This window comes from Streptomyces sp. R-74717 (assembly GCF_047305335.1).
Lineage (GTDB): Bacteria > Actinomycetota > Actinomycetes > Streptomycetales > Streptomycetaceae > Streptomyces > Streptomyces atratus.
In genome coordinates, this window is sequence record NZ_CP102361.1 from 4,555,911 (window position 1) to 4,569,644 (window position 13,734).

Here is a 13,734-nt window from a genome sequence, read left to right on the forward strand (position 1 = left end):
GCAACATGAGCACCGTCAGCACCGTCAACGGCGGCATATCGTTCTGGTACGCGGACCAAGGAACCCCCATCCCCCGGGAACCCCTCCCCGGCGACGCAACCGCCGACATCTGCATCGTCGGCGGCGGATACACCGGACTGTGGACCGCCTACTACCTCAAGAAGGCCGTCCCCTTCCTCAACATCACCGTCCTCGAAGCCAAGTTCTGCGGCTACGGCGCCTCCGGGCGCAACGGCGGCTGGCTGTACAACGGCATCGCGGGCCGCGACCGCTACGCCAAGCTCCACGGCCACGAAGCCGCCGTCCGTCTCCAGCAGGCGATGAACGACACCGTCGACGAGGTCGTCCGCGTGGCCGCCGAGGAGAACATCGACGCCGACATCCACCAGGGCGGTGTCCTCGAAGTCGCCTACACCCCCGCCCAACTGGCCCGGCTCAAGGACTTCCACTCCGTCGAGATCGCCTTCGGCGAGAAGGACCGCGTCCTGCGCGGCGCCCGCGAGACCGGCGAACGCATCAACGTCACCGGAGCCGTCGGTTCCACCTGGACCCCGCACGGCGCCCGCCTGCACCCGGTCAAACTCGTCAAGGGCCTCGCCGCGACCGTGGAGGCGCTCGGCGTCACCATCCACGAGTCGACGCCCGTCACCGAGATCAAGCCCAAGCACGCCCACACCCCGTACGGCACCGTCCGCGCCCCGTACATCCTGCGCTGCACCGAGGGCTTCACCGCAAACCTCAAGGGCCAGCGGCGCACCTGGCTCCCCATGAACTCCTCGATGATCGCCACCGAGCCGCTCCCCCGGTCCGTGTGGGACACCATCGGCTGGGACGGCCGCGAAACCCTCGGCGACATGGCCCACGCCTACATCTACGCCCAGCGCACCGCGGACGACCGCATCGCACTCGGTGGCCGCGGCGTCCCTTACCGCTACGGCTCCGCCACCGACAATGACGGCCGCACCCAGCCCGCCACCATCGAGGCCCTCCGCGACATCCTCGTCCGCCTCTTCCCCACCACCGGGGCCGCCCGCATCGATCACGCCTGGTCCGGCGTCCTCGGCGTCCCCCGCGACTGGTGCGCCACCGTCACCCTCGACCGCTCCACCGGCCTCGGCTGGGCCGGCGGCTACGTCGGTTCCGGCGTCGCCACCACCAACCTCGCCGCCCGCACCCTGCGCGACCTGATCCAGCAGGACTCCGGTCAGTCCGGCCCCACGGAACTGACCGCGCTGCCCTGGGTCAACCACCGGGTCCGCCGCTGGGAACCGGAACCCTTCCGCTGGCTCGGCGTCCACGGCATGTACGCCGCCTACCGCACCGCCGACCGCCGCGAACTCACCTCGCCCCGCCCCGGCACGGACCCCATCGCGAAGGCCGCGGACCGGCTGTCGGGACGGCACTGACCGGAAAACGGAGGGGCACCCGCCACCGGGTGGTGGCGGGTGCCCGTGGTCCGTTCGGTCACCTGTGCGGAGGTCGTGTCAATTCGAGTGGCAGGGTTCACAACTGCTGGTCCAGTAGCTTGTTTTGGCGGTCCCCCTTGAGCACCGATCATCCCGAGACCGTCGATCGCGGCCGGGGACAGGATCGAGTCCTCCAGGCCGGACAGGGGCATCCAGGTCACCGCGCTCGTGGAGTCATCGGCCTTGGTGACCGACAGCGGGCCGGGCTCGAGTTCGACGATGTAGAAGAGCCCTACCAGGTTCCGGCTGATGCCGAGCCGGGTGGCCGTATACGCCCGCGCGTCCACCAGGCGGGCGTCGAGGAGTTCGAGGCCGGTCTCCTCGTGCAACTCGCGTGCCAGCGTCTCCCGCGGCTGCTCGCCCGGATCGATTCCGCCGCCGGGCAGGTGCCACAGCCCGGGCTCGAAGACCGGTGAGGCATCGGAGAGTTGGGTCAGCAGCAGTTGGTCCCGCACGGTGGCAATGGCATACGCGGAAACGCGCGAACGCACGTGACTGTTCACTGTGCCCCTCCGGATTTCAGGCTCTGCGGCCTCGACCGCCCCGTGCGGGACAATCTATCGACCGTGCGAGGAGAGGGTCCGGGCGGATTTCCGCAGGGGAAAAAAGGTGAACCACCCGTCGTGGAGGGTACGTTGATCCGTCCGCGATCCGGCCGCCACCCGCCGGTCCGGTCGGCGCACCGGCAACGGAAGAAGGCCGGCGCCCTCCCGGGGCACCGGCCTTCTTCACGGGATCAGACGACGAGTTCGGGCTCCTCCGCCGGAGCCGGGGCGGGCTCGGGCTTGGTGTCGCGCATGACCAGGGTGGCCAGGAGCGCCGCGGCGAGGACGCCGATCGCGCTGATGGTGAAGGTGGTCGACATCGAGGCGGTGAAGGCTTCCCGGGCGGCGTGGACCAGTCCGGTGTCGCCGTTGGCGGCGGCCAGTGCGCCGGCGATCGACTGCTTGGCCTGCTCGGGTGCGTCGGCGGGCATCTCGCTGCGGAAGCCGCTCGTCAGGAGCGAGCCGAGGATCGCGATGCCGAGCGCGGCGCCGGCCTGCTGGATGGTGTCGTTCAGGGCCGAGCCGACGCCGGCCTTCTCCGCCGGGATGGTGCCCATCAGCGCGCCGACCGCGGCCGGCATCGCGAGGCCGGCGCCGAGGCCGAGCAGTCCGAGCGCGACCGCCGGGACGGTGAAGCCTGAGTCTGCCGAGACGGTGGTCAGTAGTGCGAAGGAGGAGGCCATGACGAGCATCCCGCCCAGCACCAGGAAGCGGTTGCCGATCTTCGCGGCGAGCCCGGCGCCGGCGCCGTTGCCGATCAGTGCGGCGACGGCCAGCGGCACGAACGCGAGGCCCGCCTTGACCGGCGAATAGCCGAGCACGAACTGCAGGTACTGGGTGAGCACCAGCAGCAGGCCGCCGTTGCCGATCTGCACGAGGGTCAGCGAGAGCGAACCGCCGCTGAAGTTGCGGTGCTTGAACAGAACCAGCGGCACCATCGGCGCGGGGGTGACGTTCTCCCAGACCACGAACCCGCCGAGGGCGATCACTGCGGCGGCCAGGGTGATCGCCGAGCGGCCGCCGAAGGCGCCGTGCTGCGGGAGCTCGATGATCCACCAGATCAGGGCGGTCATACCGACCGCGGACAGCACCGCTCCGATCGGGTCGGGCTTCTGCCAGGGTCCCTTCGACTCCGGCATGAGGATGAGCGCCGCCAGGACGGCGAGCGCGACGACCGGGACGTTGATGAAGAAGATCGAGTGCCAGGAGAAGTGGTCGATCAGCACGCCGCCGAGCACCGGGCTGCCGACCAGGCCGAGCATCGACACCGAGCCCCACGCCGCCATCGCCTTGGGGCGTTCCTCCTCGTCGAAGACGGTGATGAGGATCGACAGCGTCGAGGGCATGATCAGCGCCCCGCCCACGCCCATCGTGATCCGCGCTGCGATCACCTCGCCGGGGTTCGCGCAGAAGGTCGCGGCCAGCGACGCCGCTCCGAAGAGCAACAGGCCGATGATCATGATCTTCCGTCGGCCGAAGCGGTCGCCGAGGCTGCCGGAGGTGAGCAGGAGCCCGGCGAAGACCAGGATGTAGGAGTCGAGGATCCACTGGATGTCCTGGGCGCTCGCGCCGATGTCCTCGGTCATCGACGGCACCGCGACGGTCAGCGCCATGCTGTCGACCACCAGGACCAGCGTGCTGAGGCACAGCACGATGAGGATCCACCAGCGGCGCGGATTACGGGTTTCCATGGGGTTCCCTCTCGACCTGCGCACAACGTTCCTTCGTTGCGAACACTGTACGCAGACGGGAACGACGTGCGCAAGGTCCTATTCCTGTACGCTGAATGCGAACGCTGTACGCATTGAAGGAGGGTCATGGCCGCCAAGACGAACCCGATCCCGTCCGTGTGGGCCCGGCAGCAGCCCGCGCCCGACCAGCCCGCACTCAGCCGGGCCGCGATCGTCCGCGAGGCGATCGCCATGCTGGACGCCGAGGGCATCGAGGCGCTGAGCATGCGCAAGCTCGGCGCCCGCCTGAACGCCGGCGCGACCTCCCTCTACCGGCACGTCGCGACCAAGGACGAGCTGATGGAGCTCGCAGTGGACGAGGTCGCCGCCGAGATCGTCGTCCCCTCCCCGGACTTCGTCCGGGGAGACCCCGAGGCCGACAGCCCCGACTGGCGCGCCGCCGCCACCGAGGCCGCCCGGTCCTTCCGGGCGACCGCCCTGCGCCACCCGTGGCTGTCCTCGGTCCTCGGCCAGGCGGGTCTCGCCTACCTGGGCCCCAACCTCATGTCCTTCTCCGAGCGACTGGCCACCCTGTTCACGGCCGCCGGCTTTCCCGAGCCGAGCCGCGCGATCGACACCGTCCTGTCCTACGTCATCGGCATGAGCACCACGGAGGCGGCCTGGCTCACCACGGTCGCCCGCTCCGGCGAGACCGAGGCCGCCTTCATCGCCCGCCTCATGCCCGCCGCCCAGCAGGCCGCGGCCGGCCACGACCACCTCGCCGACGCCTACGCCGAACCCCCGGCCGTCGACCCCGCAGAGATCCGCGAAACCAAGTTCGCCTACGGCCTGGAGGTCGTCCTCGACGGCCTGTCGATGCGGCTCCCGCGCTAGCGCTCCGGCCGGGAAGACCCACCGGACCGGTCGGCAAAAGACAGTGAGACAAGAGAAGCCAGGTCAGACGCGGCCTGACCTGGCTTCTCGCCGAGCCCCCTGTCGGATTCGAACCGACGACCTACGCACTACAAGGGCTTTTACGATCTCGACGCGTGCTGCTCCGTGATCACGCTCGGTCCGGTCTTACCTGTTCAGAGACTTGTCGGCCTCGACCGGCATGACGTCTGGTCCAGCGGGTGCTGCGCCGTCCGCTCACGCATCGCTCACGCAGGCGGGTCTGCCTTAGTGGCGCCGACGGCGGTTCAGTCACATCCACCCCTCAGGGCTGTGAGCATCGATCCACCCCGCCCTTGAAGCATCCCCGTGGGCCAGCGCTGAAGATGTGCCCTCTGCCCTTGAGGGTCTTGGAGACGGGTGAGACACGCAACTACGCCCCCTGACCAGTACCGGCTGGCCTACTCTGGGCGCTCAGGAGGTTACGGGGTTGAGGGATGCGCTGCTCAGGGAACTGGCCGACAGAGTGCGGGACTTCGGTAACAGCGGGGCGCCGGATGTCGTGCTCGACGGGGCGGGGGGCAAGGCCGCCGCCGAACTGATGGCGGGCGCGGGCGAAGCCTTGGACCTGCGAGGGGCGGTGGACACCGACGTCCTGCACACGGTTGCCGCGTACTACTGGGCACGGTCCCTCGCCCACGGTGACGCCACGCTGTCGGACGCCGACCACATGAGGGCGATGCATGTCTTCGGCCTGCTGTATCTGGTCGATCACCGGCGCGTGCCCCGCGAGTTGTGGTCCCAGCTCACCGAGGAGACCGGCCACGACCCGTGGCAGGACCCTGTGGACCACGCAAGCGACCTCGTACTGGATGCAGAGGAACGCGGCGATCCGTCCTTACTCGACGATGCGATAGCTCTGCTCCAGAGCTCCCCTGCCGGCTCCTACCGCGACACCGCCTTCGGCCTGGCCCTCCGCCACCGGGCGGCGGTCGCCGACCGCCCGCTCGCCGACCGGCTGGCCGATGCCGACTCCGCCGTGGAACTGCTCGCCCGCGTGGCTGCAGTCCCCGAGGAGTCGCCCGCCCTGCGGGCCCGCCGCCAGGTGAGCCTCGCCGACGCCCACATCCAGCGATTCGGACTCTCTGCCGACCACGCCGACCTCACTGCCGCGGAGTCCGCCGCGCGTACGGCGTTCACCGAGGCCCCGGAAGACTCCGCCGGGCAGGCGGACGCGGCGGCGAGCATCGGCGTGTCCCTCGGCCGTCGCGCCGAGGAGAAACCCCTTCCGGATGCCGTCGCCCTGCTGCGGGAAGCCGTCTCATGGCTGCGTCTGGCGGTCGATCTCGAGACGGCCCCGGGACAGGAGTCGGATTACCGCACGAACCTCCGCAAGGCGATGCAGCTACTCCTCGACTGTACGGTTGTGGGCCCTGAAGAGGAGCGGGAAGGCGAGGTGGCCAGAGCCACCGCGCCGCTCGCGTTGGACAGTGCTCGCCAAGCCCGGGCCCTCGCCGAACTGGGCTCGAAGATCGTCGCGCGGATCATTCCGGAAACCGAAGCGGTCCGCCGTGCCGTGGACCCGGCCTTCGCGCTCTCGCGGGAGGCCGTCGACGCTGTGGTGGCCGGTGCCATGGGCCTCGTCAGCTCCGGTGCGCCTCAGGATGCGGTGCCCGCGCTCGCCCTTGCACTGGAGGCGGCCTCCGCACGATGGGGAACGGGGCCCGAGAGCCCTTGGTGGAAGGCGGCCGACGCCTATGTCGAGGCTGCGCGTCTGAGCCTGGTCGGACATCCCGACGGAATGCTGTTCCGCCGTGCCCACGACGCCGTGCGGACCCAGATCGAAGTACTGCGCGAAAGCGACGAGACAGACGAACTCGCCGAAACCCTCTTCGCCGCCGGACTGCTGCACCTCAGCCCGTACTTCGGCGAACTGCCAGGGATGGCCTTCAACAGCGCGCTCAAGGTGTGGCGGGACCGCCAGGATCGTTACCGGTCCCTCCACCCGGACGACCCCGCCCACGCCGCGGGCCCGGACATGCCGTCCCCCGCGGAAGCGGCGGCGGCCGCGGTCGAATACCTCCGTGATGCCGCTGACCTGTCGTCGGGTCATGCGCTCGGGCGAGTCCTCAAGTCCCTGGCCGAGGCGCTGTCCTTCCTCGCCGGGATGCGGGAGGAGTCATACGACCGGGAGATCCTGCTCGCCGCCCGGAAGGCGTTCGACGTCCTGGACCCACATCGGGATCCGCTGGGCCGTCTGTACACACTCCGCATCCTGCACCTGTGCGGTGAAGTGGGCCTCCCGGACGGGCTGCCCGGTCTACTCCCCGTCCCCCTCCGGGTCGTACGGGCTCGGCAGGGGGAGCACGAAGCCTCGTGTGTCTTCGCCGAGGCGCTCACCCTCGCCGACGAGGCCCACCGCCTCGACCTCCAGGCCCAACTGCTCGACGCGGCCGACCGCGAGCTGCCGGATCTCTCGAGAGACTCCCACCGCCGACTGCGCTGGGCACGCGAGGTGCACTGTCTCGCCGACGACCGGCTGACCTGCTTCCCGGAGCCGGCGCCCGTGGACACGGTCGCCGCCGAGGTGCGCTCCCGCGCGGAAGCCGAGGGGTGGTCCGCCGCCGAACTCGCGGCGACATTCATTCATCTCGCGAGCCATGCCGATCCGGCTCAAACAGGTGAGACCGCCCGCGATCTCATCGAAGAAGCAAGGCGATTGGACCCCGAGCTCTTCCTGCGGCATTCGGGCGCGCTGCACTATCTCGAGGCCGTACTCGCCCACGACCTGGGCATACATGCCGAGAGGGAGCAACAACCGGAGGCCGCTGCCCGTGACTTCGCCTCTGCAGCCTTTCAGTTCGGCCTGTGTGGTCAGATCGATCTCGCCCTCGCGGCCCTCGACGCCGGGCTGGGGTGTGCCCACGTCTGCGACGGCCCGTCAGCTGCCGTGGCAGCCTTCGCGCTGGCTCCGGCGTCCGTGTTTCTGCGGCACGGAACGGACGAGACGGTGGACTGGAAGCTGCGGGACCTCTACCAGTCGCTGACCTTCAAACTGACTGGTGACACCGTCGACCTCTCCGTGATGTCCGCGGTGCACCAAGCCGCGAAGGGCATGGACTTCACCATCCTGGCAGGGCACCCGGGCCCCCTGGAATTCACCGCAGCGCTGGACCGGATCCTCGACCACGCACAACTCGGCGAGGCCGGACTGTCCGGCTCGCTCCCCGACTTCGAACTGCCCGGCGGGGCCGAGACGGCCATGCTCTTCTACCTGGGTTCCGGCGAGGCGGAACCGGACAGCGATGCAGAAGCCGAAGTGCGCAACCTGCAGCGTGTCGCCGATCGCCGGATCAGCCGGGAGCTGCGCACGACACGGCAGCCGACACGGCTCCCCCTGCTGCACCTTGACGAAGTCCAGTCCCTGCTGCCCGAGGAGACGGTGCTGCTCTCACTCTTCCTCAGCCAGGTGCGCCACCAAGACGCGGCCAACCCCGTCATGGCCCTGCAGGGGCTGGCGGTGACCCGCGAGGGGCTCTCCTTCCGCACGACGGCGTTCCCAAGCTTCGTGGGAGGGCTGGTCCGGATGTCCAAGGCCGGCCACACCCTCAATGTGTCGCCCGCTGCCCTGCAGATCGCGGGACTACGCCGTGAGATCACCGCCGACCCACTGCACCGCCAAGTAACGCGCGCCGCCCAGCAGCTCCTCGCGAACGATTCCCGCTCCTATCTGGCCGGGTTCACCGATGCCCTGCCCCCCTGGCTTACCGAGGGCAAGACCCACCTGTGCGTCTGGCCGAACGGCCCGCTCCACTACCTCCCTTTCCACCTGCTCTCCGCCGACGGCCGCCCGGTGGCCGACGACTGGACCGTCACGCAGGTGCCCAACCTGGCCTTTCTCAGCCGTCCGGCCCGGCCCGGCCCGCGTCAGGGGCTGGCCGCCTTCGCGTACGACAGCGGCGGCACGGACTCCCTGGAAGCCCACACCGCACGGATCGCAGCCTCGATGGGCGGTGCCGACCCTGTTCTGGGAACGGCCGCCACGCCCCGCCGTTTCCTGGCAGCGCTGCACAGCGCCCGCTACGTCCATGTGGCGGCCCACGGGTCGCACAACGAGTGGGCACCCTGGTACCAATGCCTGTACCTGGCACCGGATCCGGAGAACGACGACGACGGCCGGGTCTTCGCCCACGACATCCTCAGAACCGACCTGCGTGGCGTCGAACTCGTCACCATGAGTGCCTGCGAGTCGGCCCTCGGCCGCTTCGACATCAACGACAACCTGCATGGCCTGCCCGCCGCCTTCCTCTCGGCCGGTGCTGCCGCCATCGTCGGCTGCCTCTGGCCGGTCGCTCCCGACGTGGCCACCGGGTTCTTCGGCACGCTGTACGAACAGCTCGCCGTCGCACCGGACCGGCGCACCGCCTTCCGTACCGCCCAGTCCACTACCCGCACCCGCCACCCCGCCTACCGGGACTGGGGCGCTTTCTGTTTCATCGGCGACTGGCGCACAACCACCGATTCCTCCCCAGGAGCCAACGAATGACCTCCGTCGATCAGCCGACCGATGCGACAGCGCCGACCTACGACATCGACCTGGTACCGACACTCCTCCTGCAGACACCCACTCCTCAGCCCCTTCTGACAGGGCGAATCTCACTGGGCATGCCGGTGGTACGTCCCCTCAACGCCACGCAGGCTGCCGAGGGGGATGGGGACTGGGTTGAATTCCTGGAGTCGCAGGCCGACCAGTACGACTACCTCCTCCTCAACCTGGTTTGCTCGTTCCGCCCTTCTCCCGACGGAACTCCCTTCGTGGACGCGGGCATCGGTATCCGGCTGGAGGCTCCTGGCGAGCCGGCCGATCGGCAGCCGATCGCATGGTCCATCTCGCCGAAGAAGCAAGCCCTGCCTGTGACGCCCTCCGCCCAGCTGAGCCTGACCGCCAAGCTCATGTTCGTCGAGGCCGGTATGGAGTACACGCCGCAACAGGACGGTCGGGAGGAACTGTTCGTGGTCGGCATGGGCGAACGCGACAGCGACCCAGAGTGGCGGTTCAGCGCCACCGCTGGCACACCCCTGGTCGGCGACGAGTCGCTCGCCCTCATTGTCCGGGTCCCTACTGGCGTGCCAGCACGGGCCCACATCACGATGGCCGCGACCGTCAAACAGCGCCGTCTCGGCCTGATCCCATACCGGGCCGAGCTCCCCCCTGCCCTACGAACCATCGACTTCCGGTAATCGGAACGGGGGAAGTCCGCACAAGAAAGCGGTGCGTGAGAAGCCCTCGCTGCCGCAAGGCAGGAGTCCCCAGCCCCCCAGCGACCCTTCTGGCGTAGGGCGGTGCAGCGGCCGCTTGCTCCTCGTCAGCACAGCGCGATCGCCACGCGCTGGCCCAGCGCGCTGGCCTTCATGGCGTCCACGTCGAGCCAGGCCGCGTCCACGACCTCCTCGGCTTGGAGCGTGCTGATGTCGGTGCTTGTCGTACGGAAGAGGAACCTGAAGTCGATGTGCTGGTGCTCGGGCTCACCCTTGGCGTCGTTGGCCGGAATCGCGTGGACATCGATGTGGATGGGGGCGTCTCCCGCCGGGCTGACAGAGGTAACCGGGATGCCCGTCTCCTCGCACAGTTCGCGAAGGGCCGCGGCCTGGAGGGTCTCATCCTCCGGTTCGAGGTGGCCGCCGGGAAGGAGCCACTTGTCGAGGGCAAGGTGGTGGATGTGGAGGATGCGGTTGTCCGGGCCGGCGAGGATCGCGCCAGCGGTGGCGTGGGCGCGGAACTCCTTGCGGGAGGTGAGACCCGCGCCCGTGTCGAGGAGGGCCAGCACCGGGGCCAGGTCGGGCTTCCCCTCGGGGTGGGTGTCGAGGTAGGCGATCAGGGTAGTGCGGATGTGGTCTGCGCTGATGGGCATGTCGATCACCTGTTGAAGTAGGAGAGCCAGGTCGCCGCGATGGCGGCACGGTCGGGTGCGGGGACCTCGTGGAGGCTGGGGGTGAGGTCGCCGTGGGTGAGCAATCTGATCGCAGCGAGGATCTCCGCTTGGACCAGGAAGATGAACGGTCCAACGCTGGCGCCGTGGAGGAAGTTCACGGCGTTGCCGTCGTTCGCCAGATAGAAGTAATGGCCGGTGGTCTGGTAGCGAGTGACATGGTCACCGACCACCGTTCGGGTGTAGACGTCGGGGAGGGCTTCGAGTTCGAGTTCGTCCTCGCTGCTGGTGACGGTGGCGACGTACGCGCCGTTGCGGAGGTGGCCGAAGTCTTCACCACGCAGGGAGACCGAGCCGGTGGCACATAGGACGAGGCCGGCGCCGGTCAGCGCGTACTCTCGGTCGCGGGCGACAGCGAAGCCCTGGGAGAGGGCCTGCGTGCGGCGAACTGGGTCGATGTCGAAGACGGTGACCTGCACGCCCTTGGCCTGGAGCAGCCGGGCGATGGAGCTGCCGAGCTTGCCGAACCCGATCACCAGAGCGGGGCGCCCGTGGAGGATGTCGCCCCGACAGCGCATGACGGCTTCGGTGGAGAAGACCACGGATTGGCCGACGAGGAAGTCCTCGGGGTCCTTGAGCGGGGAGCGGGCGACCGAAATGACCGGGCAGGGGAACTTGTCGAGGCCTGCGTAGCGGCGGTGGCCGTTCTCGGTGTCCTCGATGACGCCCACGACCTGTCCGGAGAAGCGTCCGTGCAGGTCGGCGAGGACAGGCGCGAAGTAGCCGCCGACGTCCAGGAGAACGATCCGCTCGCCGCCCGCGCGGGACTCGACGTAGTCCAGTGCGGTGTCGGGATCGGCGAAGAGGTCCCGGGAGAGGGTGTCGACGGCGACGAAACGCTCGACCTCCCGGCGCGCGCTCACGCTGATCGACTTGGGCTTGGGCAGTACGGCGCGCAGGTCGCTCAGGGCGGCGACCGCGCGGACGAAACCGGGGCGCTCGGGCAGGAGGTGCGTGATCAGGAAGGATGCGGCCCGCTCCTCGGGAAGGAACTGGGCGGCGATCTTCGCGAAGTAGGCGTCCAGCCGGGCGCGTTCGAAGGATTCCATGGCTGTTCTCCCTCACATTCGGGGCACGAGCCGTGCAGGGGTGGGGTAACTCAGACGGGCTGGATCTCGGGTACGGCCTTGAATCGGGACCACACGACCTTTCCGTACGGGGCGCGGTCATCGACGCCCCAGCCGTCGGCGAGCGCTTCGACGATGCACAGCCCGCGCCCGGCGGTGTCCGCGTCAGAGGCGCAGCGCACGCGGGGGTGACGCTCGGCGACGGCGTTGCGGCTGTCGTGGACCTCCAGGCGTACGAAGTCCTCGTCGGCCAAGAGACGCACCAGGAAGCCGTGCCCGCGGCGGGTGCCGTGGGCCAGCGCGTTGGAGACCAACTCCGAGGCGCACAGGCGGATGTTCTCGGCCGGGTCGCCTGTGATGCCCCACGACGTCAGCGTGGTGATCACGAATTGGCGGGCCAGGCCGACCGACGGCGGCTTGGCGTCGAAGTACTTGTGCAGCATGTTGGCCATGACGCACCTCATTTCTGGCGGCCAGCAACCGGCGTCCGGTGGTTTCGCCGGACCAGCAGCAACCGGGTGCCGGTCCTCTCGATCCGTCGCTCGCGCTCGGCGGCTGTAGCCCGGGGTCCGAGGTGGGAGGTCGTCGGTATCACGACGCCGTAGGTGCCCGGCAGTTCGAGGACATCGAGCAGTCCGGAGAAGGCCGGCGTCCCGCTGCCCGGTCCGCAGCGCTCGGTGAACAGCCCGGACAGTTGCAGCTCGTGCTGTCGGCAGTACTCGGCCAGTGACGCGGCCAAGGCCGCGTGCCGGGAGGGTGAGGCGCGGACCAGGCGCAGATAGCCGTAGACGACCGGTCCGTTGACCGGGCGAAGCTCGGTAAGGGGTTCCATGCGGCAGACCGTCCAGGGAGCGGGGAAGCTGACCCTTCGAGACTGGCGACAGAAGGCGGCGGCTCCAATGGCCGCCTGTTGCACTTCCGTGGCACTTCCGTCCCCCTGACCGCCGTACGCGTGCTTGCATGACGAGCGGAAGGGAGCGACGCGTGGCGACCGTGCACCACTGGACCGGCCTGGAAGCCAGGGCCCTGCGGCTCGCCTTGCGCATGAGCGTCCGGACCTTCGCCGCACATCTCGGCGTCGGTGTGCGCACGATCTCGAAGTGGGAGAAGCTCCTCTCCTCCACCGAGCCGAGGCAGGACACGCAGGCCATCCTCGACACCGCCCTCGTCCGCGCGGACGCGGCAGTACACCTGCGCTTCGAGACCAATCTCTCCGAGGCCGGACGGCCCGGCTCAGGGGCCGCCCGTCGGGTCACCGTCACAGGCCCTCGCGCCTGGGAGTACGAGTCGTGGACCGACGACCTGGACCGAACCGTCGTCGCGCTCTCCCGGCAGAACTTCGTGTTCGCGGACGACCTGCTCCGCCGCTGGCTGACCCGCTTCTCACCGGCCGAGCTGGACAGCAAGGGCCTGTACCTCTATGCCCGCTCCACCACACTCCTCGGAGACCTGCAACGCGACCAGGGAGCGGTCGTCGGGCCACTGTCGGCGCAGCGCTCCTACGCCGGCGCCCGCACGGCCTTCACCCAGCTCGACATCCCCCGCCGCGTCGCCCAGCTCGACCTCTCCCTGGCCGTCGTCGCCGAGATGTCCGACCACCTGGAGACCGCCGCCCACCAGTACGAAACCCTCGCCGTCGACGACCGCCTCTCCCGGCGCGATCGCGCCCGTGCCCGCCTCTGGGTCGGCACCGCGCTGAGCAAGGACGGCAACCACGACTACGCCTCCCGCGTCATGCTCGCCGCCATCCGCGAGTTCGAGGACCTCACCGAGCCCGACGACTGGTCCGTGGCCCACCAGAAGCTCGCCCTCGCCCACAGGGGAGCGGGCGACCTCACCTCTGCCCACCACTACATCGACATCGCCCGCACGACCGGGACAGCCGACTCGCCCATGCAACGCGTACGCCTGGACACCGCCCACGGACACATCCTGCTGTCCGACCCAGCCACCCTGGATGATGGTCTTGAAGTCCTCGACAACGCCGCGAAGGTGGCCGCTGAGTACGGACTCAGCCACCAACGCCGCAGCATCGAGAGCATCAGAAGCACGCAGGCCACGAGCGGCGGGGCAACCGGCCCACGGCGCCGCTGACCAGGGAGAGA

Annotated in this window: 11 protein-coding genes; 5 read left to right on the plus strand and 6 right to left on the minus strand. The window is 69.4% G+C overall.

The window, feature by feature from the left end:
- Window positions 1–5: 5 nt before the first annotated feature.
- Window positions 6–1,406 carry an NAD(P)/FAD-dependent oxidoreductase gene (locus NRF20_RS20690; RefSeq protein WP_398630101.1) on the plus strand — a complete coding sequence of 467 codons (1,401 nt, stop codon included), beginning with the start codon at window positions 6–8 and terminating at the stop codon, window positions 1,404–1,406.
- On the opposite strand, the gene NRF20_RS20695 is transcribed toward NRF20_RS20690, so the two are convergent.
- On the minus strand, window positions 1,313–1,957 hold the full coding sequence (locus tag NRF20_RS20695; protein ID WP_413753041.1) for an NUDIX hydrolase: 645 nt from the start codon (window positions 1,955–1,957) through the stop codon (window positions 1,313–1,315). The genes NRF20_RS20690 and NRF20_RS20695 overlap by 94 nt on opposite strands.
- 245 nt (window positions 1,958–2,202) lie before the next feature.
- Complete coding sequence (locus NRF20_RS20700) at window positions 2,203–3,702, minus strand: MFS transporter (protein ID WP_413753042.1); 1,500 nt, start codon at window positions 3,700–3,702, stop codon at window positions 2,203–2,205.
- 126 nt (window positions 3,703–3,828) lie between these two features.
- On the opposite strand from NRF20_RS20700, the gene NRF20_RS20705 reads away from it, so the two are divergent.
- The 3 genes from NRF20_RS20705 to NRF20_RS20715 all read left to right on the plus strand — a co-directional run bounded on the left by NRF20_RS20705 (window position 3,829) and on the right by NRF20_RS20715 (window position 9,813).
- The gene (locus NRF20_RS20705; protein ID WP_398630098.1) at window positions 3,829–4,575 is read left to right on the plus strand and encodes a TetR/AcrR family transcriptional regulator; all 747 of its coding nucleotides are present in this window, start codon (window positions 3,829–3,831) and stop codon (window positions 4,573–4,575) included.
- A gap of 487 nt (window positions 4,576–5,062) precedes the next feature.
- Window positions 5,063–9,118, plus strand: a complete 4,056-nt coding sequence (locus tag NRF20_RS20710) for a CHAT domain-containing protein (RefSeq protein ID WP_413753043.1) — start codon at window positions 5,063–5,065, stop codon at window positions 9,116–9,118.
- Window positions 9,115–9,813: a hypothetical protein gene (locus NRF20_RS20715; RefSeq protein WP_413753044.1), complete on the plus strand. Its 699-nt coding sequence runs from the start codon at window positions 9,115–9,117 to the stop codon at window positions 9,811–9,813. The genes NRF20_RS20710 and NRF20_RS20715 overlap by 4 nt, the downstream gene beginning before the upstream one ends.
- A 125-nt stretch (window positions 9,814–9,938) precedes the next feature.
- Here the strand turns inward: NRF20_RS20715 and NRF20_RS20720 are convergent, their stop codons facing one another.
- The 4 genes from NRF20_RS20720 to NRF20_RS20735 are packed head-to-tail and all read right to left on the minus strand — an operon-like array spanning window position 9,939 to window position 12,461.
- Window positions 9,939–10,484 carry an NUDIX hydrolase gene (locus NRF20_RS20720; RefSeq protein ID WP_413753045.1) on the minus strand — a complete coding sequence of 182 codons (546 nt, stop codon included), beginning with the start codon at window positions 10,482–10,484 and terminating at the stop codon, window positions 9,939–9,941.
- Between the two features lie 5 nt (window positions 10,485–10,489).
- Window positions 10,490–11,611 (minus strand): adenosylhomocysteinase, encoded by a 1,122-nt coding sequence (locus NRF20_RS20725; protein ID WP_413753046.1) that lies wholly within the window; start codon window positions 11,609–11,611, stop codon window positions 10,490–10,492.
- A gap of 50 nt (window positions 11,612–11,661) precedes the next feature.
- Window positions 11,662–12,081 (minus strand): ATP-binding protein, encoded by a 420-nt coding sequence (locus NRF20_RS20730; protein WP_413753047.1) that lies wholly within the window; start codon window positions 12,079–12,081, stop codon window positions 11,662–11,664.
- A gap of 8 nt (window positions 12,082–12,089) precedes the next feature.
- Window positions 12,090–12,461 carry a hypothetical protein gene (locus tag NRF20_RS20735; protein ID WP_413753048.1) on the minus strand — a complete coding sequence of 124 codons (372 nt, stop codon included), beginning with the start codon at window positions 12,459–12,461 and terminating at the stop codon, window positions 12,090–12,092.
- A gap of 152 nt (window positions 12,462–12,613) precedes the next feature.
- Between NRF20_RS20735 and NRF20_RS20740 the strand changes: the two genes are divergently transcribed.
- Complete coding sequence (locus NRF20_RS20740; RefSeq protein ID WP_413753049.1) at window positions 12,614–13,723, plus strand: helix-turn-helix domain-containing protein; 1,110 nt, start codon at window positions 12,614–12,616, stop codon at window positions 13,721–13,723.
- Window positions 13,724–13,734 lie beyond the last annotated feature (11 nt).